Here is a 24,836-nt window from a genome sequence, read left to right as displayed (position 1 = left end):
ACCCTTGTAGGTGGAGGTCTCCCAACAAGGTTTTAGCCTCTGCAGGAGCAATCTGTGTCATTGAGGTTCCTTGTGTCAAACGACACCCAAGTTTCTCCGCGCGTATTCGTAACGACGCTCTACGATGTATATTCGTCTGTCTGATTTTAGCGTTTTAAGAACAGGTGGGTTTGATTGGGCCAATCTTTGAACAGTCGCTCGTATTGGATCACCTGCAGCCAACGCAAGACGACCGTTCTTAGCCAGATTATGGATTATAGTTGTGGCGATAAACGGGGTTTCCGACGCTGCAGCAATAGCCGCTCTGAGTTGGTCGGGTGTCGCGTCCATCTCGTGTTTTTCTTCCCAATGCCACAGGTGCTCAAAGACGTCATTTAGAGTTTGAGCTGCTTCGGCTTTGAGATTCTCGACCGCTAGTAAAAAATCTTCCATGGAGTGGAAAGATGATCGCCGATGCAAGGTACTGCGATACCCATCAGGAAAGGTAACCTCGAAGCGAACTCGGCGATCCGTTTTCGCATATACTCTTAGTCGGCGATCACGAGTGAGGTAAATCGTTGCGCTCTGAGATTGGTGTGAAATTTCGCGTTCTGTTGGCTCGATCCGTCTGCGTGTGATACGCATTCTTTTTGCGACGCGAGGTAAAAAGTGAGTCAGCGTATCGACAAAGGTGATCGGTGTATCGTGATTGAACTCCCAATAGAACTCTATGTCACCTAGTTGGTAGTCTTCAGGAGAAAAATCTGTCTCGTTCGCGCTGTCGTTTTCGATCAACTCGTGTTGTTGCAACGCTTGAACGAATGTCGCCAGTGTTCCCGCTACATAATTCGATAGATGGGTTTCCAGCGTTCTATTCATTACAAACCTATATCGAAATTCATCGCCGACAATCAGATTGTCGCAGACAACAAGAGGCCGTTCGTTTCGCCACCACTCGGGCTTGGGCTCAATTGCATTCGGAAAGTTATGTGTCGAGAAGCGAGGTTTTCCATTTTCAGTTCTAATGAACAATTCGTGCGCCTGCAGGAAACGCGACAAATTCCATGTTGCGTCTATTTCGATTGCACAACGCGCCTCCTGGCCAGAACCCGGAATGTCCGTCCCGAGCATTTGGCCGAAGATGTTTCCTGAAAGTAGCGGGCGCGGGCCAATGTTTTGAGGCCCTCTTCCTGTGCTGCGAAACGACAAGTGCAACCTTCTATAGTTGCTTCGATAGTTTCGGCTTTGAAACCATGGCACTGTGGTTCCCGACGAAGTTTCTACTTCATGTGCAGAGAGTAGCGACCATTTAGCCGAGATTTCGTCGCGAGTTCCATGAACGTACCAGCGGCCAACTTTCAACTGAAAACGATCTATCATTGCCGTTTCCGCTGAAACGCGTGAGCCAGCTCCAATGTTTGGCAGAAATCTGTCTCTCTGCGTCATGTGTTATGTCCCTAATTACGGTCTTTACAGAGGGGACGCCAAAAGGAGCTAGGTCAAGCAATTAGCATTGAATCTGTTATATACTCTGAAAACAGTGGTTTGGTGCCACGATCCTCCTCGGAACGAAGGAATGTCCTTGCTATTTAGCTCTTCGGCGATCTGTTTAAAACTCAAGTCGAAATCAAAACGTAGGCGGGCTATCTTTGGGCCGATTTCGGCGGCAAACTTATCTGCTCTCGTGGCGTTCCGGTCTTCAACTAGTTTGGCAGCTTCACCCAGCTTCACCCCTCGTTCCTTTGCTCTGGAAAGTGCAGCTTTAGTTCTCTCGCTTATTCTACGACCTTCCTCCTCAGCCATGGCGGCATAGACGTGCAACATGAATTTGTCTGCATTGGGCATATCTGCAGCTACAAAACGAACATTGCTTTCCAGAAGCCCGGAAATAAAGTGTACGTTGCGGGCAAGGCGGTCTAATTTTGCGATTAGAAGGATAGAAGTCGTGCTTCGACATTTGTCCAACGCCTCAGAGAGTTTTGGTCGGTTGTTCCGCTTTCCACTTTCCACTTCAATAAATTCTCTGATGATTTGCCCGCCAAGTTGGTTAGCGTATTCGGTCGCGGCTTTGCGCTGGGCATCTAGTCCCAGTCCGCTTGTGCCTTGCCGGTTAGTCGAAACACGGTAGTAACAGATAAATTTCGGGTCCACGTGGTCTCCTGCACAAGTAACGTCGGTTGCTTGTGTACAGATCTGATCACCTGTCTCGCCAATTGGTAGGTTTTGCCCAAGGTTTTTTGATTTTTTTTTAAATTGATAATATTTTCACTAATAGCTGAGTTGTTTGCCCACTGTTACTGAGTTTTTGCGGTGTCTGACTGTAGGAGCAAATACGTTAAGATGGTAATGGACGTAGGTTCCTATGAGAATGCATTTTATATCAATGTATTATGCCAATCTGTGATATGAATCGAAGATACGCAGAATTCACCCCTAACCGCTCGGGACGTAAGTAGTAGGAATTAGCACCTACAGATTTGTTATGTCCTTAGATATTTACTGTCCAGTATTTCGCAACATTAAAAAAGGTGGTGGTATACTGGATATTGATATTGAAATTAGGGGCCCACATTCTACACGCGCCCTGAGTCAATGCGGGCACGAAAATAATCGAAACGCTTTGTCCAGTTAACGTACAGTTGGATTCAGAACCGCTTGGATAGCAGTGACGTTTGATAGGGAAAGCAGTTACTTATCAAGGTACATATCTAACAGATCCTGGCTTAAACGGCCCTCAGCCTTCGTTGCACATCGAGAATTTCCGTTTTTGTCAAGCCATCTGCCATGCCTGCAAACTGGTTTAGCTCCATTTTTTCTGCTTCTTTCTGCTGCCGCCGAAACCCGCTCCGGAATAGATGCTACGTACGAAACTGCAGAGTAGGTTCCATAGATCCCAAACCCTAAAACTGAAACTAGGAAAACTAAACTAAAGGTGAATTTTATTTTGTTTATTTTTGCATTTTTTTCAATTTCGTCTTCAAGTTTCTTGGGTAGAATTAAAGCTTTTGAATCGGGGGGTATAGGCAGCTTTTGAGTGCCTAGTTGAGGTCTTTTATTAGAGGAAAACTTCGAGTGTATTGATGTCGAAATTCTTCCAAGCCCAATTATCAAAGCTAGCGCAAATAGTGCAGCTATAATGTCCATTATATTTAAGCTCCATTACTTTCGAATCCATTAAATTATCCCGCCAATATTAACTTCTCTTATCTGGAAGGTAGTTTCCCTTCCTTCTTCTTCTTTCGTCAAAATCCAAAATGTCGGAAAGGCGGTAGAACACACTTCGGCCAATTTTGAAGTATTTAGGCGGCTCTCCCATGCTACGCCTGTTGCGGAGAGTCTGCACGCTGAGCCGCAATATTCTTGCGGCAGCAACCTCATTGAGTTCGTCATTTGTCGTGTGAATGGCTTGACGTTGTCTTCGCCTTTGTTGCTGCTCTTCTGCGGTTTCAGCAACTAACTTGTGACGATGCACTCCAGTTTTGGGGTCACGCACTCTAATTCTTCTAAATTTCATCAATCTTACCCCTGTCCAAGAAGGTGCTTCGAACGCGTTTACCCGTTTCATTGATTGCTGACTGGGCCGTCGATGATCTGGAGTGAATATAGCGCATTGTTGACCTAATGCTTTTGTGCCCACCGACGGACTGTGCTGTCGCTAGATCGCTTGATGCAGCGATGTCAGAGAGCACATTGTGCCGAATATCATGTAGCCTCAACTCTGGTAGCCCTGCACGTTTTCGGACCATTTGCCAAGTTCGCTTTATGTCTTTGAGAGGCTGTCCGACTACCGCGCCCGGAAACAAATACTCGCTTGTGGCGCGCTCGTGGAGTTCATCTAGCCAGCTATGGAGTGCTTCGGACATGTGTTGCTTGCGATCACCTGATTTAGCGCCAATGAACGCTATAGATTTTCGGTCAAAGTCTAATTCGTCCCATCTCATGCGCAGTGCCTCACTGCGTCTGCATCCTGTAAAGAACATGAAGATAATTGCGTTTAGCGAAGCGTCTGAGCCGGGATGGTTGGTACGAACGTAGTCTAAGGCTTGCGCTAGCCTTTGAGTCTCTTCCTCTGTGATTAGCCGCTCAACGGTTCGTTCTCTATAGGGCTTAACGCCTGTTGCTGGATTGTAGTCATCGCAGAGGCCAATGTTTTCAGCCCAGTTGTAGAGCCTTCGGATCAAGGCAATTAGTCGGTTGGCTGTATATGGGGTGTTGGCATGATCCCGATGGAATTGGAGTAGGTCGTTTCGGGTTATTGAGGAGATTGGTCGCTTGCCCAGAGAGTTGGCGATGTTTGCCCAATGCAATTGTCTATACCCTTTGACCGTCGAAGGTCGGAGATGAAACTGGCCATATTCTTCTAAAAACCGCTGAAACAATTCATTCAAAGTTAGGCCATGACGTTTTTTTGCGCGCTCGTCGGCTGGGTCGAGGCCCGCAGCAATGTTGTTAAGGTGGCGTGCCGCCATGTGGCGTGCGAGCGTTACGCTCATGTCCGGAAAATCACCCAGCTTGAACTTTTTTTCCCGCCCAAAAGAATTCCGGTACCTAATTAGGAAACTGCGATTTCCTGCTGGGGTAACTTTGACTTTCAGGCGAGGGACTTCAACGTCTGCGACCAGATAGTCGTACGGAAGGGCGGGCAGACTCTCTACAAAAGACTTGGTCAGCTTAGCCTTCGGCGGAGGTTTTCTTAGTGGTGTCCTTCTTTTGATCGGCATACCAACTCAAAATCCTAGGACGCATATAGGACGCGCCAAACTGGTAAATTACGGTAAATCAGTAGTTCAAGATCGGTAAATCAAACGGAATTCTGGTATATAAGTCAACGTACTTCCGGTGTTTTGGTAAATGAAGGTAGATCAACGGCGCTAGATTTGTAATCAGTAGGTCCGCGGTTCGAGTCCGTGTGGGGGCACCATCATTCCAATGGGTTAGCCTGTATATACACTGAGCACGCACTGCCCTGTGCTACCCTCGTGCTACCAATGCATGATGCGAAACCCAGATTGCAGTAACCGCGCGCGCATTGAAAACCCGGTTACTGCAATCTGGCAGAGCCAAAAAACTGGGAAGAAAAAAGAAGATCAATTCAAAGCAGGCATAGTTTGCTCAGTTCTGCGCAGGCTGTGACAGTGCTGAGCTGGCTGGCTGCTGGCTATACCTTGTCCCTTCCGCCAGAGCTTGCAGAGCTGGGGAAACTGGGGAGTTTGCAGGATTTCATTTCTGACCCTGCGCCTGTTCAGCTGGGCTGGGCGAGGTGCGCCAGGGGTGAGCTGGGCTGGCTGGCCTAACCATGTATCTTCCCGCACCACAGGCGCTGAGGGCTGCTGTGTGCGCCTCTGAGCAAAAAGGGGGCCGTAGCCCCCAGCTCATTCGTTAACCAAGCTGCACGCTAGGTTCCACGCCATGACAGCGGCCACTATGAGGTGTGGCCGTTCCTCTGAGTTGTGACGGTTGATCCAGTCGTGCAGCTCTTGCCAATTGTCAGGTGTTCTGAACATCTCAACTTCTTGTATCTTGTTCATCTCTTGTCTCCTTCGTTGTGAACGGAGGAGCCACGCCAGCTAAAGGATTGTGGGTCATACCCCTTGTGGGTTGATGCCCAATCCTGTGCTGGCATCCTCGCCAGCGGTAAAGATTTCTGTGTCGTTGAGCGAGCAGCGTTAGTTTCAAATCTCCGGCAACGGCCAGCTGATTTTTCCTGGCCAGAACAGTATTTGGGTTGAAGGCCTGCTAAAGCTTCTAAATCTGTTGATTTACAGCAAATTGTCCGTAGTAGATCCGAAGGTTCTTACCGCCGATTTGCCCCGCACCTTGACCTCCATTTATTGTCCCACTTGCCGAGAAACTGCCGGTTCTGCCATCTGAGCAAGTAAAGCTGCCTACGGCCGATGAAGCTCCACGCGGTGTGTACGGTCCAGAGCACTCGACGCCACGGCCGTTAAACAGTGTTATGGTTCCACCGGTTGCCGTAGAATATGTCTCTCCAGAAAAGCGCTCACCCGTACTATCTACCACTGCCGCCAAAGGCCATGAAACAGCAGCCGGTGCGCATGAGCTTAATAAGCCGGAAATAGCTAACCCAACTAAAGTCAAAAGGACCACAGGGTTTTTTTGTAGTTTCAGCCGTCTCATCTAAGTTCTTCCTTTGCCTTTTGCTTTTCTTAAGAACGATCCGAATTTGTTTTCACGAATTGTTGGCGCAACGACCATAGTACTGAGACGGGGCAAACTCAGTTGCTCCGATTATTGTGTTTCGGCTATGAGCTGCAACACCATCAAACTTGATCGTGGTGACGTGAACGCCACCAGCGTGCAATGGTTCCATGAATGTAACGGCTTCTGGCCCTGAATACGCGAAAAGCTTGCTTACACCGTTGTTACCCTTGATAAATGCATCACCGGTTAGAGTGTCCCAGTTGATTTCAAAATTGAACGCTGTTTTCTGAGCTGCATTTTGCGGGTCAGAGTAACTGTCGAAATTACATTGAAACTCGACAGTCTTAGCGTGGCCTGTTGTAGCAAGGGTTGCGAAACCTAGGGCCGCAATAAAAGTTCTAATCATAGTGAAAATCACCCTACTTAATGCAATACTTCGCCTGCCGGAGGCGGGAACGTGCTGCAGTGGTTTCATATTTCTTATATCGGCCACCTGAGTAGCGCGCGCAATCAAGCGCATAGCCATTGGCAATCAGCACTGCGGCCACATCATTGCCGTTGGCGTAACAGACACCGATCATTCGGTCATACGACCTTTCACCATTGAGTTCGCAGGTGACAGTCTGGCGGTCTACGATCTTGGACATAGCAGCCTTGGCCTGTTGGCCTGCCTCTGTGCCTAGTTCCATCGCGTCAACGCCGTTCAAGCGGACTTTAACGCCTGACACCACGATTGTGTCGCCGTCGATAACTCGGGCTTTGCCTTCGATTGTTTGGCCAGCGGTGGCCATGTTGCCTACCATCAGAGCAGCCGAAACCATCAACCAGAACGAATTCTTCACTTCAAACTTCCTGCACTTCAGAGCCGCGTTTTACACTAATGGCAATGATACGGTTTTTTGCCAGCATGACAGCACTGACCCTGCGGACTATCTTTGCGGCAACCGCCACCGTGGGCCACATCTCTTGTGACAGAGAATGTTGGCTGGATCGGCTGTTTTGCATAAGCAGGTACGGCGAAGATCATGGTCGCAGTGCTGAATACGGCGAACAAGCTTTTCATGTGAACATTCTCCAAAACCAAATCGACTACATGTATTCAGTTGGTGACTGACCATCTAAGTTGCTTGCTTTAGTCGGTCATCTTTTTTCGATTTTCTGCCATATCAAGAATTGTCGGTATTATAGTGACTGTCATCTTTCACTGGCGGCCGACGAAAATGCAAACTGTACAACGACCGTAATGCAGCCAAAGCAGACCTTCGGTGTATGATGATGTAGAGGCGATATGTATGGCTTTGCGGCCGCTCGGCTCCAGTCCAATTGCCGAGCCGCGGTGGAAAGTTGTGGTCCTTGCTCTCCCAAAATTTGGCAAAATTTAAAAACAATTTGACCGAAGTTCGCATTCGGCAAATGTCGACGAAGACTATATCACCTGCGTCAAACGTAGTTTTGCAGTGTCATAAATGACGCCTTCCGTAGGGCAGCACCAAAGTATTTCGCAGCCCTCCTTGATAACCTTGATTAATCAGCGTTAATCAATATCGAACGCACAGTTTTGGCCGCGCGGCTACGACCGAAAAAAGGAGCTTTGAGCTTATGCGCATACTATCATTAATCTCTGCTTGTCTCCTCTCCACCGCGGCATCTGCAGAGTACATTCGAGGCAGCGACTATGGATACAAGCTTTGGGAAGGTGCAGCATACACCGACGACCAGAGCGGTCAGTTCTCGCATTGCGTAGTTTCTGCGCCATACAAATCAGGTGATACCCTTCTAATTTCTTTTTCGAGGGACAAAACTTTGATAGTCGGCGTTGCAAACGACGATTTCAATTTTGACATCAATCAAGAAATTCCCGTTACGATCTACGTGGATCGCAGGCAACCAATTTATGCAACGGCAATTCCTGTTTCACCGACAATGGTTACGCTGTCGATGCCGAACTTTGACCAGGCGATGCACTACATTCAGATGGGTCGAACTATGAAGATCGACGGCCGTCAATTTTCAGGTATTTATGATCTCACTGGTACAAAGGTGGCGCTAGAGCGAACGTATAGCTGTGCAGCTAGCTACTATGACTACGCAAGCGCACCAGTCCAACCGAACGCACCGGTCCAACAGGCAGGATTGAGTAAAACCGCGCTGTTTCAAGTGGCCACCAATATGATCACTTCGATTGACGTGTCAGATGCTAAATATTTGAGCGAAGCAGAAATAGAAGACTTGGGCTTTGGGGCGGCCTCGGTGTTCTGGCAGTCTGACGATCTTGGAATCCTGGCTGGCACACTAACGGCGCATCGACCGACTGGAGACTTAAGAGCAACTGATAGTCAGGATCTGGCGCTAATGTCGGATTTTTGCGAAGGCGATTTTGCCAGTTCATCGCAGAAGGTCTCGCATGTTGAAGGTGTAAGTCAGCGTGAACTGCGTGGAATTTGCCGTTTGGATGACAGTGAAACGCAAATAATCACGACAAAAACTGATATTGGTGAGCACACGCTCTACAATATTGTTTTTTTCCTCAACACTGAGAAGGCTGGTGAGGTGAAACGTGCAGAAGCGACCGGCAACATCGCTATCCACGCTGCCAGCTACGCTATTGAGTGATCTAGCTAAAGGCACCTCTTATTCTTAGCGGCGAGTCATAAACCAATTGGGGAATGCGTCGACTGTCCCCAATTGTGTATTGACCGTCTCGCGCTCTGTTTTAAGTAGGCGGTCCTTTTCTGACGTGGTTGATAGTCTTTACAGGCAACACCTTGAGGCACTTGAAGCCTACACAGGGAATGTTGAGGTCACTCAGATCAACCGATCACTCGCTTTGGCGTTCATGGAGCACCTCAAGCGCACACCTTCCGAAAGGACCGGAGAACTTCTTTCTGCCCGTTCCCTGCAATCCTACCAATGCTGCCTAGCCTCTTACTGGCGCGTCTTGGATCACTGGGGCTTGGTCGATCCTGATGTTCGCAATCCATTCTCGTCGCTCTTGAGGCGCGTAGCGGGTCAGAAGAAGAAGGTCGACCCCAGAGAGAAGAAGCTGAGGCCAGTGACCAGAGAGGAGGCTGAAAGCCTTCTGACCTACATCGCTGCTAACGATGCCCTCAAATACCAGTTTGAAATGTTCGTAACTGTGCGTTTGCTCTGGGCCACTGGATGCAGACTTAATGAAATCTGTGGGCGCTACCTCTCTGACATTGAAGACCGTGGTGACCACATCTGCATCAATATATCTGAGGCTAAGACAGAGGCAGGGAAGCGGTCAGTCATGATTGTTGGCAACGAGGATTGTAAGTTGCTCAGAGAAGCCATCAAGCAAGCGGCAATAGCCGATCCGTCTTGCCCTGAGAATGAAGGTCGGTTGTTCCCTCGGATCACTCTAGGCGGCTACGACAAGCGACCAAGCCATTACCTCGGGAAAGCTTTGGAGAAGGCGAGAAAGAACCTTGAGAGCGATCATTCTAAATGGGACATGCACTCTTTCAGAAGGACTGCTGTGTCTGCTCTAGTGAACGCTGGTGTGGCAAGGGAAGCTAGGAACTTAGCTGTCGGCCATTCCAACAAAGACGACATTGGGATTAGCGTCTATGCCAACCGGCTTAGGATGGGCTACCGGGTTCTGTACGCTGTCATTTGAGGGTCTACATGGGTAGTGGCCTTCCACAAGCCCTCCCGCGACCCCAGAGTGGTCAAAAGGAAACTCAAAGCCACTGTGAGGTTGTTGTCTGGGTTGCCTTTGCTCTCTCGACGTTCAACTCAACGCCCCAAACTGAGTCAATCTGACTTACCCTTGCATGTACGGGTTGACCACCCGGATTCTGTTACAGTAACAGTCGTATTCGAACCATATTGGTTCTCGGAGAAATCCTGAGGATTACCAAAGGGTTCTGGTGGTCAACCTACTGTTCCACGATTTGTAATCAGTAGGTCCGCGGTTCGAGTCCGTGTGGGGGCACCACTTAAACACCCGTCGAACGCCGGCAAAATAAGATGTTTCCCCAAATACTTGAGGTGCATTCTTAATCTTCGGTTGGGTTTGATTGTGGTTGGAACGTATCATGAACATTGTAACGAAACGGTCATTACAAGGACATGGTATGCCCCAGATTAAGTTCACGGATTCGACGCTCAAGTCGCTGTCCACAACCAAGACAACATGGTTCTCAGACCCGTTCTGCAAGGTTACGCTTCTGCGTGACCAAGAGCGGCGTCAAAACTTGGTACGAAGCCAAGAGGGATTCTGGCGCACAAAAGACGCGCTCGGTCAAGCTGGCGCAGCGGGCGAGCAAAGGCGCGCACTGTGCTTGGGCCAAGAAGCAGATGGGCGCGACGCTACTCGACATCTACGAAGGCAATGTGCTCACATAGGATGAGCGCGAAACTCAGACGGCGGTTCTTGGCATCCCGACGTTTGCCGAGGCTCTGGAACAATACACAGAACACCGCACACGCGAACGGGCGTCTGGCAAGGCTCCGATGGTCGAGAAAACCGCCAAGGATTACCGCGTTACGTTTAAGCTGCGTTTTTCGCGCTGGGCAGATGTTCACGTGGACGAATTGCCGATCCTCGAAATCAATCTGTACTTGGATACTCTTCAACTGACGCGCCCGAATGGCGCGCAGACAGCTTCGGTTCTAATCGAAAATGCGCTCGCCCTGCTCGTCAATCACCTGTTTCGCCTTTGCGATGCTGAAGCTTTCGCCCTGATCCCGGGTTTCAAAGACATCCGCCCGGATCACTGTATGGGTCTTGCGATCTCCATCGATGGTCTTTTCTATGCGGGCCAAAAGGCGGTATTTGCCACCTTCGGGCATCAGGTCCGGAAAGATGTCGAACCCTTTGTATGAGACCGGCTCTGGCTCTGACTTTTCGCCGCCACCGAAGAGTTTAGAGAAGAGGGACATTTGGCGGCTCCTTTCAGTGCTGCTATGACCAGAGACTAGCGCCGCTTCGGGCAGGCGTGAAGCATGTCGTGCTATCAGAACAGTGGTCTATGATCCGATTGCACGTTCCTTGCGTGGCTCTTACGGGTTCCGGGTATCTGTCTCGTCCCCATTCCTTGGCGGCTACGATGAGCCAGAAAACCTCTCGTTTCAAATTGGCCTAAACTGTCCCATTGGTGCCGACGTCAGACACTCAGCAAGCTTCACTTGACACATCGCAGTTGGAAGTGCTCGCATAAAGCTTGATTGGGCATCTATGGGAGGCCGATGTGAAATTCTTTTCCGCTTCGATTATTCTTTCGTTCACCGCAACTGCCACGGCAGCGATTGCGCAGGAGGCCGTTCAAGGGGGGCAGGTCGGTGAGATGACAATATCCGCCGAGGACATGCGCGACCCTGAACCGGCGGATTTCTCACCCTATGCAGGGCGGGGTTTTCCGACCCGACCGCTTTGGGGGGACACGCATCTGCACACGTCCAATTCACTTGATGCACGCGGGTTCGGTGTCGTTCTCTCTCCGGCGGATGCCTACCGGTTTGCCCGAGGGGACGAGGTTACGACATCGCATGGTCTGCGTGTAAAGCTATCGCGGCCGCTCGATTGGCTGGTTGTATCGGATCATTCCGATGCGATGGGCGCGATGAATGAGATTATCGCTGGAAACGCGACGTTGATGCGCGATCCGACTCTGCGGGATTGGAACGATAGGCTAAATCAGGGCGGTGATGTTGCTTTGGGTGCGACGATGGAGGTTATCGAAACCTTTGCTGGAATTTCGGGTGAAGCCTTGCCCGAGGCGGTTTCGGACCGGCGCTTTGTACAGTCTGTCTGGGACGAGTTTACGCAAACCGCCGATGCGTTCGATGATCCGGGCAGGTTTACGGCCTTCATAGGTTACGAGTGGACCTCGACTGAATCTGGTAACAATCTGCATCGAAACGTCATCTATCGGGACGATGCGATCCGTGCCCGGCAAATGCTGCCTTTCACGACAGCCGAAACGTTCAATCCAGAAGACCTGTGGGATTGGATGGAGGACTACGAGTTGAAGACCGGCGGCCGGGTATTGGCCTTGGCCCACAATGGGAATGTTTCCAACGGTCTTATGTTCCCGGTGGAAACCAACCCTGAGACTGGCGAGCCGCTGACCGGTGACTATGCCGAGCGGCGCGCCAAATGGGAGCCCATGTATGAAATTACCCAGATCAAAGGCGACGGTGAAACACACCCCTTCCTAAGCCCGAACGACGAATTTGCCGATTACGAGACGTGGGATAAATCCAACCTTGGCCCCACGCCGAAAGAAGAATGGATGCTTCAGTACGAATATGCGCGCGAGGCGTTGAAGAACGGGCTGAAACTGGAAGCGGAACTTGGAACAAACCCCTATAAGTTCGGGGTGGTGGGTTCGACCGATAGCCACACCGCTCTTGCGACCGCCGAGGAGGACAACTTTTTCGGTAAACATTCGGGCGTCGAACCTGAGCCCGGGCGATGGCAGCATGTCGTTGGCGAATTTGATGCGCTAACCATACTTGGGTGGGAAATGGCCGCTTCGGGCTATGCCGCAGTATGGGCAGAGGACAACACCCGTGAGGCTATCTTTGATGCGATGGAGCGGAAAGAAGTCTACGGCACGACCGGAAGCCGGATCTCGGTTCGATTTTTCGGGGGCTGGGACTTTGACGAGGAAGATGCCCGCTCCAGACTGCCTGCTGATATCGGGTACGAAAAAGGCGTGCCTATGGGTGGCGACTTTCCCGACGCTCCGGATGGGGCAAGCGCGCCGAACTTTCTTGTCGCCGCATTGAAAGACCCATATTCGGGGAATCTCGATCGTATTCAGATTGTTAAGGGATGGCTGAACTCTAACGGAGAAACCGAGGAGAAGGTTTTTGATGTCGTCTGGTCCGGAGATCGAGCGCCTGGGGAAGATGGCAAATTGCCGGCAATCGGAAATACCGTAGATGCCACAACCGGGACCTTTACGAACTCGATTGGCTCTCCCGAGCTATACGCTGTGTGGTCGGACCCCGAATTCGATCCATCCGTCCGCGCGTTCTACTATGCTCGCGTGCTGGAAATTCCGACCCCCAGGTGGACGGTCTACGATGCGGTCCGCTTTGGTGATAAAGTCCCTCAGGAGGTTCCGACTTTTACACAGGAAAGGGCATACACATCCCCGATTTGGTATACGCCGCCTGAATAGCTGGTGAAAAAGGGGCACCCATAGAACCCAAGGGCGACGTGGTCGCAAAAATGGTCGTTGGCCCGAATTTTTTAGGGCCACAGCCGCTTTTGGGTGCTTCGGCAAGGCTGTGACCAACTTACCGACTTTTCAATCAGTTTAGATGGCATTAAGAGTTCCGAAAGGTGCCAGCCTGTATAGCTCGGCACCCTGCGGATGTGGCGAAACTGGTAAACGCAAGGGACTTAAAATCCCTCGCCTTAGGGCTTGCGGGTTCGATCCCCGCCATCCGCACCACCTTGTTTTGCAAGGAAAAACGGATTTTCCAGACTTCTTCAAATTGGCTGTGGTACTCGTTGGTACTCATGAAGCGAGTGCCGCCTTCGCTATTTGTTCGTCGCTGACGCTGTTGGGCACGCACTATTTGTGGGCCAATGACCAATCTGCCAGGGCTGCAGTCCGGCGTCTCATCAAGGGCAGTGGCCATTTGGTACCATCCCAACGGTATCGATAAGTAAATCGCCTTTTGCTGGTCTGCCCGTGCTAGGCTGCCGTCAACACTCGCGTTCTCAGCCCTTTTAAATCCAAAGACCATTCGTTCTGGAAAGGAAACTGCTCAATGCATCGGTTTCAAAGATGGTTTTGGCCGGTGGCTATGGTGTTCGCCTTTGTCATTGGAGTTCAGGCGCTAAGGATTTTTGTCGATCCGCAGACCGCTTGGGGAACGCAATGTAAAATCCTCTGGCACGACGCCGGATACAGGGTGCCCTTTGGAAGAAAACCACAACGGCTGTCGAAGGGTGATGACTACTACGTGAGCATCGGCCTTCAGGACCAACGAGGATCTGAAATCGCGCCCGGTTTCTGCAAGTACGATCCGTTTTCAGAAACTCTGAAGATAGTCGCGCGGTCGGATAACTGAGCCTTAGCCTAGGCAAGCCCGACCAAAAATCTAAGTAGGCAACCGCGTCGGGGGGGCATCGCAACTGTTGTGAGTGCGTGGTACGTCAGCTGCGAGCCGCGCCCCCTTTTCCCGCTGCATGTCTCCCCTATTGGTATTCAACCAAACAATACAACGGGACTGCGGCGCATATGACTGTCGCGCGGCGTTTTCGCTTGCGAATTGATGCCAGAAGCGTGTGCCGACGCGCCATTATTCGGCGGGGTTGGCTTGCTTTCGCGGAAAAACACGTTTGAGCGCTGTTGCGCTAGTGCAAGGTTCTCCCCATCAGCGATTGCGCACAGGGTTTCTGTCAAAAACCAAATGACTGGGATTCACAACAATTTGGCGCGTTTCCACACGGCTTGGATAAGCGCATGACCTATTTACTCAGTCGTGAGGAATGAACAACAAAGGGGAAACTGATATGAATGCAAGACAGTTTCTGTTGCTGCTGTTTGTGATGGCGCTGATCGGGGGAATGACGGCCTTGGGCGGTGTTCTGCTCGGCATATCGGCGTTTTGTAGTGTTGTTCTGGTCAGCGTGGTCGCTGTCGGAGGGCGGTCAGAGCGTCGCGTGCTCGTCCCTCATCCTCACTAGCGCGGAACAAGCGACAGTCGCGCACAACAGTTCAGATCGGAAATCCCAACTTGCCGATCAGGTGCCATAGGTCCCGATTTAGAACCGAGAGCTGATCGACAATTCCCTCGATATCTTGCATTGCCGAGGCATCAACGGTGTCTTCGCGACCAAGTTTAATATCGGTTTTCCTGTCGGAAATCCTCATCAAAATAGTTTTGGGATTCCCGCTGTCAGGGTCAAAAGAATAGATGCAGTGGTTATATTTGTTCCGAACGCCTGAAAGTTTGGCCAGCCGCTGCGTGTGTTCAAGAATGGGATCGCGAATATCAGCGGAGCGGCCCTCCATTTTGGCCAACCGTTCCACCAGGTCGATCCGGGCGCGTGTCGTATTCAGGGTCAGAAAAATAATGACCGCCACGTCCTTGTTGGTTCCGCTTAACCCTGCGATCAGGTGGATCAACAAGCTCTCTGTGTTGGTCCACATATAGTTTAACCGACCGACCAGCAGGATCAGGCGGTCAAACCGGGTTTCAAAATCATCAGTCAACGGCCATTTCCTGCGCTTCTCCGGGCGCGACTTCAAAAAAGAACTGGGCGGCCGCTGTTCTGTTGCTCACGCCGATCTTGCCGACCACGTTGTGTATATGGAGCTTTACGGTGTGCTCGGTAATGCCAAGGTTGGACGCAATGATTTTGTTGCTTTGACCCTGAGAAACCAACTGCAACACCTGCTTTTCCCGCGGAGTGAGCTTGGAATAGACCGGGTGCGGCGCAGGTTCGGTCGGAGGGGACGCTGGACTCGTCCGCGTAGGCGATTTGTCCTGCGCCGCCAGGCTGTCTGCCAGGAAACACGGCATGTAGAATTCTTCGTGCAATAAAAGGCGCAGGATTGATCGCCATACATCTGGCGCAACATTCATCGGTAAATAGCCGATGTCGCCGTGCCGGTTGCGGTCCCAGTTTTCAAACAGAAAGCGCGCGGCATCCTCTTTGCGATAAGCAAAAGCCAGGCTGCCGGGTCCGGCGCAGTCCCTGTATGTCTTTGGACGGGACAGCAAGTCATCCATTATCATCTGATCAACGATCACTACTCTGCCAGTCCCTGTATCGGGAAAATTCCAGATAGGAAGCGAAGCGATGGTTTCAATTCGGTGCGTGGCGACGCCGAATTCGTTCTCTACTTCCTTTAAGGTCTGGTTTGAGTAGAACAGTTCTTTGCCGACGAAATTGATAGAGAATTCTTCAGCGCGAAAATTGTCTTGAACAGCACTATCCTCAAACGGAATGCTCATTATTCCCCCCTTTAAAAACCAACGCCGCTAAAGCGGCCAAACAGTAAACAAAACGCGAAGAGCAGAATTAATAGAATATTAACGTGTATAAGCGCGAGACTATAGCGAAAAGTGCAAGTTTCATCAACATTGCGTGATTCCAAAGGTTTAGGTTCTAGTACTTTTAGCTAGGTCAATTGCCGTCTTTCCCGCATAAGTAGAGGAAATTACTGCGTTTCCTAAACTGGCAGTTTTATCCGGCCATATTGTGCCGTCTTTCCCATTGTTCTGCCGTCAAGCAATTTATCGCAATAATAACAGCCGACTGTTCGTTCTAGTGCTTACGGCTAGCTATTCAGGCTGCTTTCCTCCTGCGATCATGAGTTTGCTTCAATTTTTGAAGTCAATTTTCCTGATGTGCCTGCGAATCGTGCATTTTCACAATTTTCCATCGCAGGTGCTGTGTCGGCTGGGCCGAGAAAGGAGGGTGGGAGGAAAAATCAGAAATCCATACCGCACGCAAGCGCGTTTCGCGTTTGGGTGCTCAGATCAAAATTTAACCGCGCCAGTAACCGTTTTGTAGATGAATGACGGTCAGGGCGCTCAAAAAGTGGAATTTGATATGTCTAGACGTCATCAAACGCATAACAGTGTGACCGACATCGAAGAAGTAAATGTCGGTAGCGTACACGCACCGATTGACGCCGATCTTCAAGTTGATGAAGCGTATATCGATGCGGATTTGAACGCACAGGACACTGACGTGGATAACGATCAGGGTCAGGGTCAGGATCAAGGTCAGGCCCAGGCTACGTTAGTTGAAAACGGCCAGGGCCAGGATCAAGGGCAAGGTCAGGATCAAGGCCAGGGCCAGGACCAAGGACAGGGTCAGCAACAGGGCCAAGGTCAGGCGCAAGTCAACGGTAACAACGACAACTCCAATTCCGTCAATATTGATTTCGGCGGAGGTGAGTGGATTCCCCGTGATGACGATGTCGTGGACATCGATGCGAACGGCTCGGAATTCGGTGATGTCATCACTGTCGGCAACGATCTGGACTATGACCCGGGTGACGATCTGAATCTGGATATCAGCTTGGATGGTCCCGGCAATGACATGTCGTCGATCAACAATCAGCTCGTCAATCTGAGCGACGACGACTATCTGGAGACTGCCGAAGTGTCCAACGACGGACGCTTTGATCAAAGCGGAAACGCTCGGGGCGGCAAGGCTACTGCTGATGAAGGTATCGGTTCGCACACAGACGGAGGCAACTCTGGTGACGGCGGTACAGCTGATGGTGGACAGGCCGATGGCGACACTCATGGTGGTGCGGCACTGGCATTTGGCGGCCACACCGGTGATGCAGACGGTACCGGCAGCGGCGGAAACGGCGGCGCGACCGGAGACGCCACCAATTTCGGTCTGGGTGTCGGGCTGTCTGGTGCTGACTCAAACGGTAGCAGCACAGCAGGCGATGGTGGCCAAGCCGACGCCGATTCAAGCGCGGACAATGACGGAAGCGCAGATTCGGATGGCACCAGCACCGCAGGAGAAGGCGGAAACGCGGGCTCTATTGGTCTGGGTCTGGGTCTGGGTCTGTCGAATGCCGACAATGACGGTTCGTCCTCTGGCGGAAACAACGACTCGGACGCGAACGCACTTGGTGCCGGGCTGGCTGGCAATGACTCTGACGCGAATGGTGCCAACGGTGGCAGCGGTGACGCAGACACTGGCGCGATCGCGGTAAACGGCGGCAGCAGCGACACCGAGGCCAATGATGCTGCGGCAGGAAATGTCGGGCTTGGCCTTGCTGGTAGCTTGGCTGGCAGCGACGCAGACGCCGATGGCGGCAACGGCGACGGTGCTCAGGGTAACGGCGCTGAAGGTACTGGTGCTGAAGGCACCGGTGGCGAAGGCACCGGCGGTGAAGCCACCGGCGGCGAAGGCACTGGCGGTGAAGCCAACGGCGGAACCTCTGGTCAGGTTGATGCTGCTCTGGCCGCGCTGAACCAGCAGAACGGTCTGGTTGGCCTGAACGCGGGTCAAGCGGGCGCCGGTAATGGCGGCGGCGACACCAACGGCGGCAACCCTGCAACGGGTGGCGAAGGTGCTGGCGCGTTCGGTTCGGGCGGTGACGGCAATGGCGCGTTCGGCTCGGGTGGCGACGGAACTGGTGGTTTCGGTTCAGGCGGTGACGGCACCGGTGGAACAGGAACCGGCGGAACGGCCGGCGCGCAGTCCGGTGCTCAGGGTGTTGGTGATCAGGCGACCACTGGTCCGAACATCACGCAATCTCCGGGTGACGTGAATGGCACGGCCAGCACGCCTCAGAACACCAGCGGCGATGGCGGCGCAGGTGGCGGCAACAACACCAACGGTTCTGCCAAAGGGTCGGGAAGCGGTTCGTCAACCGCCGACGGCTTCGGTGGTGGCGGAGGCGCGATCCAGCAGGACGCAACGTCTACCGGAACCGGAGGCGGGTCTGCTGACGCCATGAACACTGCTGGCGCGGGCGGCGATTCCGGTCTGTTCTCGGTGTCTGATACCGACGGAACAGCCGATAGTCTGGCAAGTGCCATTGCTGGATACGGCGGCGATGCGATGTCCGACAATGACGCCACCTCGACTGGCGCGGGCAGCGCGACCGGTTCGGCGATGTCGGGTATCGGCGGCGGCGGTGGTGCCGGCGCGGGTAACGGAGGAACCAGCGGTGACGCCATGGGATCTGCCACCAACGGCGCGATTTCGGGCGCAATGGTGAACGGCGGCGACGCATCTGGTGCCAACTCGGGCGCTGGCGGTTCTGGCGGAAACGCTGGAATGTGGGGCTCGAACAATGCCGGAGACGGAATTGTGACCGGCGAGTCCTACGCTTCGGCCGCAGCCGTTGTTGATACGTCGGCCTTCAACCAGTCCATCGTCATGGGTGCCAACGTGCTTGGCAACTCGGTCGATACGACAATGGTCGGCGGGTCGATGACCTCCAGCTACTCCAGCGACGACACCGACGCGTAACTCGCTGACACGGCAAAGGTCAGGGTGCCAGAGATTATGACCCTGACCCGCTGAAAGAAAACGTCGAGGCCGCTTTAGGCGGCCTCGGCCCAGCTTATCCCAAAACGGAAATTATTGGCCGGATGGGGAAAGGAAAACGTTATGTCGTTAGACAGTATTAGTGAAACGATTGCGCATTTTATCGGAACCTTTGAGCTTACCAGTGAACAGGCCAGATTGCGTGACCAGTATGAGGAATTTGCAGCGCTAAGGCGCAAACAGGATTTGGATGAGCTTGAAGAAGGTAAAGTTATCAAGGTGAAGGCGGATCTCAAGCTGGATCCCGGAAAATACGACGCACTTCCTTTCAAGTTCCAAGCCCCTGCAAATGAGGGTTCGCTTCCCATTGTTCCCGGGGCTCCGGCATCTGACCCAGCGATTTTCCAAGAGCCGCCGACTGGCCCTGATGACGCTATTCCAGAAGGTCAGATTTTCTCAACCTCCTTCGAGATGGTCATCCTCGTTCCCGAGTTGGTGCCCGACCTGATCGGTTCTGCGGTAACCTATACTTTCCAAACACTGAACCTCAGCGACAACGATACGATTGGGCATGGCGACTTTCGGGGTGCCGAAGTCCTGATGGAGCAAGGCCGCGAAATGCTGGAAGTGGCCCAGTCCCTGCACGCGATGCCGGTGCCGTCAATGGACATGGCGGATTACCAGTCGGTTGAAAAGCTAGAGGCGTTGGCCGAGCAGATGAAATCGGCGAAGGTCGTCGAGGTCGAAGGGGCCACGGTTCATCAATTCCACGGCGACGAAGCCTTGGGTCTCATCGTCAATGGCGAGCGGATAGAGGAACTGCCGGAATGGAAAGACCTTCTGCCAGAACACCATCAGACGGCAGAGGACGAAGGCAGCGACCAGCCTGACCTGTTTCCTGACGAATGGGACAGGTCAGACGATGACGAATTCGGCGACGGCCACACGGTGATCGCTGGCGGTAACCTTGCGATCAACCAAGTCGCAATCACCGTAGGCTGGGTCGACGCGCCTGTCATCGCCGTTGGTGGCAAGTCCTATGACCTGACCGTCGTCAGTCAGGTTGCTGTTGTGTCTGATGTTGACGAGGGTGAGCCGGGCGCGCAGGGCGAGACAAAGGTTTACCAATCGTCGCAAATCGGCGTGGAAGCCCACGAAGCGCCCTGGCTTGAGGACAACGTAGCGCCTGCGGGCCAAGACCCTCTTGTCGTGATTAGCTGGATAAGCGGTGATCTGTTTGTCACCAATTTCGTCAAGCAGGTAATCGACGCCACCGACATAGACCACATCTCGACCGAGATTTCGGCATCGACCAGCATGTACGTGCTGGGAGACAACGATATGGTCAACGTGACCAACATTGTTCAGCTTGGCAATTTCTACGATTTGATACTGGTTGGTGGAAACATGGTTTCGGTGGACATGGTGCACCAAACCATCGTGCTGATGGATGACGACGTCGTCACCGGAGGTGTCCCGGACGAGGCAGAGGACAATCTGGTCATGAACCAGGTGTCGCTGAACACGACGGGCGAAGACTCGCACGAAGAGCTGTCTCAGAACTTGGCTGATGTCCTGCCGCTGCAGGAAATGGATACCGAAGCGCTTGAAGATGCTTTGCTGAACGATCCTGAATACGCCGGGATGGAGCAGCTCCGTGTTCTCAAGATCGAAGGTGATCTGGTTCAGGCAAACGTGATTGCACAAGTCACGCTGTTGCAGGATCAGGATGACATTCATCAGAAAGGGGTCAAAGGCGCCGAAGCATCTGCATTGGGCGGTGGGAATGCACTGCTGAACGCGGCCAGCGTTTCAAAGATCGGCGTCGACTCTGTCGTCATGGCGGCAGAGGGAGAGTACTCTGATGTGCTGCTGCATCAGGCCAGCCTGATCGACTCACCCGACGATGATCTGGCCGAAGAGATCGCCAACGAAGCCATAGCTTTTCTTATGGAGGAAACAAACGGACCGGGGAATTCCGATCTTGCACCCGGTCAAAACAAACTGACGCCGTCCGAGGCGGCCAGTTTGGATGATGGTATGCAGAGCATGCTAGCATAAGCCCCTTTTTATTTACGAGTGACCCGAAAGTTTGAGTATGTCGATTTTATTTTCGTCGCGCCGTACCCCGTTTGCCAACTCGTTGGTTGGTCAAGGCGTGGTTGGCCAAGAAAAGCCGTCACACGACGGGCCAGTACACAAACCGGCAAAGATGGCCGGTTTGCGTCTGACCGAAGCGATGCGGTTGAAGAAGACCCAAGAAGCCAGACCAAAAACAGTTGAAAAGGACGACATCAGCGCGACAGCCGCTTGCTTTGTGCGGCACCGCGCGAACACGGAACCTCCAGAGCGCGCCGCACCTTCCCCCCGGCGCGTTCAGCCACAACCCAAGCAAGACGAATGTAAGAAGGGTCGTGGCGCTGGGGTGGCCGATGCCAAAGGTCCCGATCCTGAGACCGCCAGAGACTCGACCGCACGAACACCCCCCTCGTCGCGCTCGCTAGGCGGTGAAGCCATAGGTACCACAATCGAGGCCAAGGCAAACCAGCCGTTGCTGCTCCGAAACGGAGGTGGCGGCGGCGGAAATGGGCCACCCCAGACTTTTCACAAGCGTACCCCGCCCGAGGACTTCAAAAACACGCTCCGCACGTCACTCCGCGCAATCTGGCGGAACCTGGCTTTCGTTCTGGTACTGACCTGCGCGACAAATATCCTGATCCTGGCCATCCCGATCTACCTGTTCCAGATCAGTGACCGCGTGCTGACCAGCCGTTCGTTGGATACGTTGATCATGCTGACGGCGATAGTCGCCGGGGCAGTGATCTTTCAATCGGCCTTTGATGCTGTGCGTCGGTTCATGCTGATGCGCACGGCGGTCGAGGTCAACGCACGCCTTGGGGCACCGATCCTGAGTGCGGCGGCGCATGCATCGCTGCATGGGACCGGGCGCGAATATCAGACATTGGGTGATTTGCAGCAGGTAAGAGGGTTTCTTGTGTCAGGAACTCTGATTTCCTTTTTGGATGTGCCGTTCGCCCCGCTGTTCATCCTGATGATTTTCCTCGTACATCCCCAGTTGGGCACGATCGTTATCGCGACGGCTCTGCTGTTGATGGTGATTGCCCTGATAAACCAGCGCATGACCGCCAAACCGTTTGCCGAGGCGAACAAGGCGCAGTCGATGGCAAACCAGCATCTGGATTCGATGGCGCGCAACAGTCAGATCATCAATGCGCTGGCCATGATCCCCGAGGCCGTGCGGATTTGGGGACGGGACACGGCACAATCGCTGACGTGGCAGGTGCGCGCGCAGGACCGCAACGTCATTTTCGCCGCAATCTCGCGGGCGGTGCGTTTGCTGACCCAGATCGCAATTCTGGGGTGGGGGGCGTTTCTTGCCCTGCAGGGTGAGATCACGGGCGGTATGGTCATCGCGGCCTCGATCATCGCAGGGCGTGCTTTTGCCCCGATTGAAGGCTCGATCGAGGGGTGGAATGGCTTCCTGTTGACCCGCGGCGCTTATGGTCGCATCAGCAATCTGCTGTCCAATTCGGCGCTGCAGTTTGAAAAGCTGCGCTTACCGCGCCCCGAGGGGCGGCTGGATGTCGAGCGTTTGCTTTACGTACCCGGCGGGACCAAACGGGTTGTTCTGAACGGGATCAGTTTCTCTCTTAGCCCCGGTGAGACCTTGGCCATCATTGGTAATTCCGGTGCGGGCAAGACGACCTTGGGTAAAACGCTGGTCGGGTCCATCCTGCCAACCTCGGGGAGCGTGCGGCTGGACCTGATGGACATTCGCAATTGGGACCCACGGCAGTTTGGCGAAAGCATCGGCTATCTGCCGCAGGACGTTCAACTGTTCCCCGGCACGATCAAGGATAACATAGGACGGATGCGTGATGACGCGACGGACGACCAGATCCACGACGCGGCGGTTCTTGCAGATGTCCACAACATGATCGCCACGCTGCCACAAGGGTATGAGACCGTCGTCGCTGCGGACGGATCGCCATTATCAGGAGGTCAAAAACAGCGCATCGCCCTGGCGCGGGCCTTTTTCGGCAACCCAAGGATGGTTGTTCTGGATGAGCCGAACTCGAATCTGGATGTCGCCGGGGATCAGGCGTTGGCGCGGGCGATTGCCCAAGCCAAGGAAAGCAAGATCACCGTTGTCGTCATCACGCAAAAGCCGACACTGCTGAACGCGGTCGACAAGATCATGCTGCTGACCGATGGCCGCGTGGCCCTGTTTGGGCAGCGCGAACAGGTGCTGCAACAACTGAACGGACCGCGCAATCAGCAAGGCATCGCTGGACAGAAGGGGGACGGACAATGAACGATCTAGTTGCAATCAACAACGACCCCAAGGATCCAACCGTCTGGTATGCCGAGGTTCCGCGATCCATCAACCGGCTGATCGTGATTGGTTTTGTCTTGTTGGTCCTGTGTTTCGGCGGGTTCGGCGTCTGGTCTTTCCGCGCGCCTCTGGCTGCTGCGGTGATCGCGCAGGGTAGCTTTGTCGCGACGGGTCGCAACAAGATCGTGCAGCACCTAGAAGGGGGCATTATCGAGGACATCAAGGTGATCGAGGGCCAGTCCGTGAAGGCGGGTCAAGTGCTGATGACGCTTGATCAGACCTCGGCCGAAGCCAACGAGCGCGAGTTGTTCATCCGAAAAATCCGCCTGCAGGCCATGACCGAGCGTTTGCAGGCCGAATACAACGAAAGCGACCGGCTTGAATTCTCGCAGGGATTGCTGGCTGCCACGGACGATGTTGAGGTGATGACGATCCTAGATGGCCAACGCATCAGTTTTGACGTGTCCCGCAAAACTCTGCTGAACGACATCGCCCTTCTGGAACGTAATATGGAGGCCCTGAAAATTCGGTCCAGCGGCTTTGAAGCTCAGCTTGCCAGCATGAAGCGGCGCTCGGAAATTCTTCAGGAAGAATATGAGACCAAGCAGGCGCTGTTTGAAAAGGGGCTGGTGCGCAAGGGTGACTTGAACACGATCCGCAGGGTACAAGCCGAGGCCGATGGCCAACAAGCGCGGCTGGCGGCAGAAACGGCCGAGATCAACCAGATGCTGCTGAAATATGACGAGCAAATCACCCGCACGCGATCTGCCTATCGCGAGGCCGCGCTGGATGAATTGGGTGTGATCGAAGCCGATCTGGAAAGTGTCCGCGAAAAGGCGCGTCAGGCCCGCAGTGTTCTGGATCGCGCCGTTGTGCGGGCTCCGGTCACGGGAACGGTTGTTCGCCTGCACTATCATACGCCCGGCGGTGTGATCGAAACAGGTGAGCCCATCGCGGAAATCCTGCCAGCAGACGCTCCGCTGATTATCGAGGCGCAAATCCCCCGCACAGAGATTGACAGCGTCGTCACCGGTCAGGATGCCACGGTGCGCCTTGTTGCGCTCAACCAGCGCACGACGCCGGTGTTGAGTGGTGAGGTTTTCTATATTTCAGCCGATGCGCTGGTCGAGGATTCCTCTGGTTCCCCGCAAGAGGTGTATCTTGCGCGCATATCGCTTGAGCCGGAAGAAATCGAAAGGGTGCGCGGCTTTATTCCCACGCCGGGGATGCCGGCCGAGATCATGATCCAGACCGAAGAACGCACTTTTGCGGCCTATATTGCGAAACCAGTGACAGACAGCATGTCGCGCGCTTTCCGGGAACATTGATTGCCTACCAAGGGCGATCAACCTACACCTTCCAGTTTTTGCA

General features: G+C 53.2%; 22 protein-coding genes and 1 tRNA gene. 12 read left to right on the top strand and 11 right to left on the bottom strand.

What is annotated here, in order from left to right:
- Positions 1-75 precede the first annotated feature (75 nt).
- From ACR0B7_RS03235 to ACR0B7_RS03215, 5 genes are all read right to left on the bottom strand, one after another.
- Positions 76-1,425, bottom strand: coding sequence for a hypothetical protein (locus ACR0B7_RS03235; RefSeq protein ID WP_480680899.1), 1,350 nt, complete (start codon positions 1,423-1,425; stop codon positions 76-78).
- Positions 1,426-1,473: 48 nt separating this feature from the next.
- Positions 1,474-2,130 (bottom strand): recombinase family protein, encoded by a 657-nt coding sequence (locus ACR0B7_RS03230; RefSeq protein WP_480680897.1) that lies wholly within the window; start codon positions 2,128-2,130, stop codon positions 1,474-1,476.
- Between the two features lie 537 nt (positions 2,131-2,667).
- The gene (locus ACR0B7_RS03225; RefSeq protein ID WP_480680895.1) at positions 2,668-3,123 is read right to left on the bottom strand and encodes a hypothetical protein; all 456 of its coding nucleotides are present in this window, start codon (positions 3,121-3,123) and stop codon (positions 2,668-2,670) included.
- Positions 3,124-3,172: 49 nt separating this feature from the next.
- The gene (locus ACR0B7_RS03220; RefSeq protein ID WP_480680893.1) at positions 3,173-3,472 is read right to left on the bottom strand and encodes a helix-turn-helix transcriptional regulator; all 300 of its coding nucleotides are present in this window, start codon (positions 3,470-3,472) and stop codon (positions 3,173-3,175) included.
- Between the two features lie 10 nt (positions 3,473-3,482).
- Positions 3,483-4,700 (bottom strand): tyrosine-type recombinase/integrase, encoded by a 1,218-nt coding sequence (locus ACR0B7_RS03215; RefSeq protein WP_480680891.1) that lies wholly within the window; start codon positions 4,698-4,700, stop codon positions 3,483-3,485.
- Positions 4,701-5,087: 387 nt separating this feature from the next.
- Between ACR0B7_RS03215 and ACR0B7_RS03210 the strand changes: the two genes are divergently transcribed.
- Positions 5,088-5,273, top strand: a complete 186-nt coding sequence (locus ACR0B7_RS03210) for a hypothetical protein (protein ID WP_170484678.1) — start codon at positions 5,088-5,090, stop codon at positions 5,271-5,273.
- A 78-nt stretch (positions 5,274-5,351) separates the two neighbouring features.
- Here the strand turns inward: ACR0B7_RS03210 and ACR0B7_RS03205 are convergent, their stop codons facing one another.
- From ACR0B7_RS03205 to ACR0B7_RS03195, 3 genes are all read right to left on the bottom strand, one after another.
- Positions 5,352-5,507 carry a hypothetical protein gene (locus ACR0B7_RS03205; RefSeq protein ID WP_170484679.1) on the bottom strand — a complete coding sequence of 52 codons (156 nt, stop codon included), beginning with the start codon at positions 5,505-5,507 and terminating at the stop codon, positions 5,352-5,354.
- Positions 5,508-6,169: 662 nt separating this feature from the next.
- The gene (locus ACR0B7_RS03200) at positions 6,170-6,547 is read right to left on the bottom strand and encodes a hypothetical protein (protein WP_170484680.1); all 378 of its coding nucleotides are present in this window, start codon (positions 6,545-6,547) and stop codon (positions 6,170-6,172) included.
- A gap of 13 nt (positions 6,548-6,560) precedes the next feature.
- Positions 6,561-6,983: a thermonuclease family protein gene (locus ACR0B7_RS03195; RefSeq protein WP_480680888.1), complete on the bottom strand. Its 423-nt coding sequence runs from the start codon at positions 6,981-6,983 to the stop codon at positions 6,561-6,563.
- 757 nt (positions 6,984-7,740) lie between these two features.
- Here ACR0B7_RS03195 and ACR0B7_RS03190 point away from each other — a divergent pair.
- The 3 genes from ACR0B7_RS03190 to ACR0B7_RS03180 all read left to right on the top strand — a co-directional run bounded on the left by ACR0B7_RS03190 (position 7,741) and on the right by ACR0B7_RS03180 (position 10,512).
- Positions 7,741-8,754: a hypothetical protein gene (locus ACR0B7_RS03190; RefSeq protein WP_170484681.1), complete on the top strand. Its 1,014-nt coding sequence runs from the start codon at positions 7,741-7,743 to the stop codon at positions 8,752-8,754.
- A gap of 124 nt (positions 8,755-8,878) precedes the next feature.
- The gene (locus tag ACR0B7_RS03185; protein ID WP_170484683.1) at positions 8,879-9,781 is read left to right on the top strand and encodes a tyrosine-type recombinase/integrase; all 903 of its coding nucleotides are present in this window, start codon (positions 8,879-8,881) and stop codon (positions 9,779-9,781) included.
- Between the two features lie 557 nt (positions 9,782-10,338).
- Positions 10,339-10,512, top strand: coding sequence for a hypothetical protein (locus tag ACR0B7_RS03180; RefSeq protein ID WP_170570220.1), 174 nt, complete (start codon positions 10,339-10,341; stop codon positions 10,510-10,512).
- A gap of 267 nt (positions 10,513-10,779) precedes the next feature.
- Here the strand turns inward: ACR0B7_RS03180 and ACR0B7_RS03175 are convergent, their stop codons facing one another.
- Positions 10,780-11,049 (bottom strand): HlyU family transcriptional regulator, encoded by a 270-nt coding sequence (locus ACR0B7_RS03175; RefSeq protein ID WP_170484688.1) that lies wholly within the window; start codon positions 11,047-11,049, stop codon positions 10,780-10,782.
- 308 nt (positions 11,050-11,357) lie between these two features.
- On the opposite strand from ACR0B7_RS03175, the gene ACR0B7_RS03170 reads away from it, so the two are divergent.
- The 4 genes from ACR0B7_RS03170 to ACR0B7_RS03155 all read left to right on the top strand — a co-directional run bounded on the left by ACR0B7_RS03170 (position 11,358) and on the right by ACR0B7_RS03155 (position 14,818).
- Positions 11,358-13,298: a DUF3604 domain-containing protein gene (locus ACR0B7_RS03170; RefSeq protein WP_480680886.1), complete on the top strand. Its 1,941-nt coding sequence runs from the start codon at positions 11,358-11,360 to the stop codon at positions 13,296-13,298.
- Positions 13,299-13,489: 191 nt separating this feature from the next.
- Positions 13,490-13,574: transfer RNA gene (locus ACR0B7_RS03165), tRNA-Leu, on the top strand.
- A gap of 322 nt (positions 13,575-13,896) precedes the next feature.
- On the top strand, positions 13,897-14,199 hold the full coding sequence (locus tag ACR0B7_RS03160; RefSeq protein WP_480680884.1) for a hypothetical protein: 303 nt from the start codon (positions 13,897-13,899) through the stop codon (positions 14,197-14,199).
- Between the two features lie 445 nt (positions 14,200-14,644).
- Complete coding sequence (locus ACR0B7_RS03155) at positions 14,645-14,818, top strand: hypothetical protein (protein WP_170484690.1); 174 nt, start codon at positions 14,645-14,647, stop codon at positions 14,816-14,818.
- A 31-nt stretch (positions 14,819-14,849) separates the two neighbouring features.
- Here the strand turns inward: ACR0B7_RS03155 and ACR0B7_RS03150 are convergent, their stop codons facing one another.
- Positions 14,850-15,347: a hypothetical protein gene (locus ACR0B7_RS03150; RefSeq protein WP_170484693.1), complete on the bottom strand. Its 498-nt coding sequence runs from the start codon at positions 15,345-15,347 to the stop codon at positions 14,850-14,852.
- Entirely contained in the window at positions 15,340-16,092 is a 753-nt protein-coding gene (locus ACR0B7_RS03145) for a response regulator transcription factor (protein WP_170484695.1), read from the bottom strand. The genes ACR0B7_RS03150 and ACR0B7_RS03145 overlap by 8 nt, the downstream gene beginning before the upstream one ends.
- A 601-nt stretch (positions 16,093-16,693) precedes the next feature.
- On the opposite strand from ACR0B7_RS03145, the gene ACR0B7_RS03140 reads away from it, so the two are divergent.
- The 4 genes from ACR0B7_RS03140 to ACR0B7_RS03125 all read left to right on the top strand — a co-directional run bounded on the left by ACR0B7_RS03140 (position 16,694) and on the right by ACR0B7_RS03125 (position 24,793).
- Positions 16,694-19,090 carry an MSCRAMM family protein gene (locus ACR0B7_RS03140; RefSeq protein WP_170484697.1) on the top strand — a complete coding sequence of 799 codons (2,397 nt, stop codon included), beginning with the start codon at positions 16,694-16,696 and terminating at the stop codon, positions 19,088-19,090.
- A gap of 141 nt (positions 19,091-19,231) precedes the next feature.
- Positions 19,232-21,169 (top strand): type I secretion protein, encoded by a 1,938-nt coding sequence (locus ACR0B7_RS03135; protein ID WP_170484699.1) that lies wholly within the window; start codon positions 19,232-19,234, stop codon positions 21,167-21,169.
- Between the two features lie 37 nt (positions 21,170-21,206).
- A complete protein-coding gene (locus ACR0B7_RS03130; protein ID WP_170484700.1) occupies positions 21,207-23,444 on the top strand; it encodes a type I secretion system permease/ATPase in 2,238 nt (745 codons plus the stop codon).
- Positions 23,441-24,793, top strand: a complete 1,353-nt coding sequence (locus tag ACR0B7_RS03125; RefSeq protein WP_170484702.1) for an HlyD family type I secretion periplasmic adaptor subunit — start codon at positions 23,441-23,443, stop codon at positions 24,791-24,793. The genes ACR0B7_RS03130 and ACR0B7_RS03125 overlap by 4 nt, the downstream gene beginning before the upstream one ends.
- Positions 24,794-24,836 lie beyond the last annotated feature (43 nt).

This window comes from Ruegeria sp. BB6, from assembly GCF_056539385.1.
The sequence above is the reverse complement of the archived record's forward strand: the minus strand, read 5'-3'. Positions and strand labels throughout refer to the sequence as shown.

Excerpts from the sequence above, each read along its gene's own strand:
- ACR0B7_RS03205 (WP_170484679.1), bottom strand. The coding sequence starts at position 5,507 with ATGAACAAGATACAAGAAGTTGAGATGTTCAGAACACCTGACAATTGG.
- ACR0B7_RS03125 (WP_170484702.1), top strand. The coding sequence starts at position 23,441 with ATGAACGATCTAGTTGCAATCAACAACGACCCCAAGGATCCAACCGTC.
- ACR0B7_RS03235 (WP_480680899.1), bottom strand. The coding sequence starts at position 1,425 with ATGACGCAGAGAGACAGATTTCTGCCAAACATTGGAGCTGGCTCACGC.
- ACR0B7_RS03140 (WP_170484697.1), top strand. The coding sequence starts at position 16,694 with ATGTCTAGACGTCATCAAACGCATAACAGTGTGACCGACATCGAAGAA.
- ACR0B7_RS03145 (WP_170484695.1), bottom strand. The coding sequence starts at position 16,092 with ATGAGCATTCCGTTTGAGGATAGTGCTGTTCAAGACAATTTTCGCGCT.
- ACR0B7_RS03135 (WP_170484699.1), top strand. The coding sequence starts at position 19,232 with ATGTCGTTAGACAGTATTAGTGAAACGATTGCGCATTTTATCGGAACC.
- ACR0B7_RS03200 (WP_170484680.1), bottom strand. The coding sequence starts at position 6,547 with ATGATTAGAACTTTTATTGCGGCCCTAGGTTTCGCAACCCTTGCTACA.
- ACR0B7_RS03160 (WP_480680884.1), top strand. The coding sequence starts at position 13,897 with ATGCATCGGTTTCAAAGATGGTTTTGGCCGGTGGCTATGGTGTTCGCC.
- ACR0B7_RS03225 (WP_480680895.1), bottom strand. The coding sequence starts at position 3,123 with ATGGACATTATAGCTGCACTATTTGCGCTAGCTTTGATAATTGGGCTT.
- ACR0B7_RS03155 (WP_170484690.1), top strand. The coding sequence starts at position 14,645 with ATGAATGCAAGACAGTTTCTGTTGCTGCTGTTTGTGATGGCGCTGATC.
- ACR0B7_RS03190 (WP_170484681.1), top strand. The coding sequence starts at position 7,741 with ATGCGCATACTATCATTAATCTCTGCTTGTCTCCTCTCCACCGCGGCA.
- ACR0B7_RS03130 (WP_170484700.1), top strand. The coding sequence starts at position 21,207 with ATGTCGATTTTATTTTCGTCGCGCCGTACCCCGTTTGCCAACTCGTTG.
- ACR0B7_RS03215 (WP_480680891.1), bottom strand. The coding sequence starts at position 4,700 with ATGCCGATCAAAAGAAGGACACCACTAAGAAAACCTCCGCCGAAGGCT.
- ACR0B7_RS03175 (WP_170484688.1), bottom strand. The coding sequence starts at position 11,049 with ATGTCCCTCTTCTCTAAACTCTTCGGTGGCGGCGAAAAGTCAGAGCCA.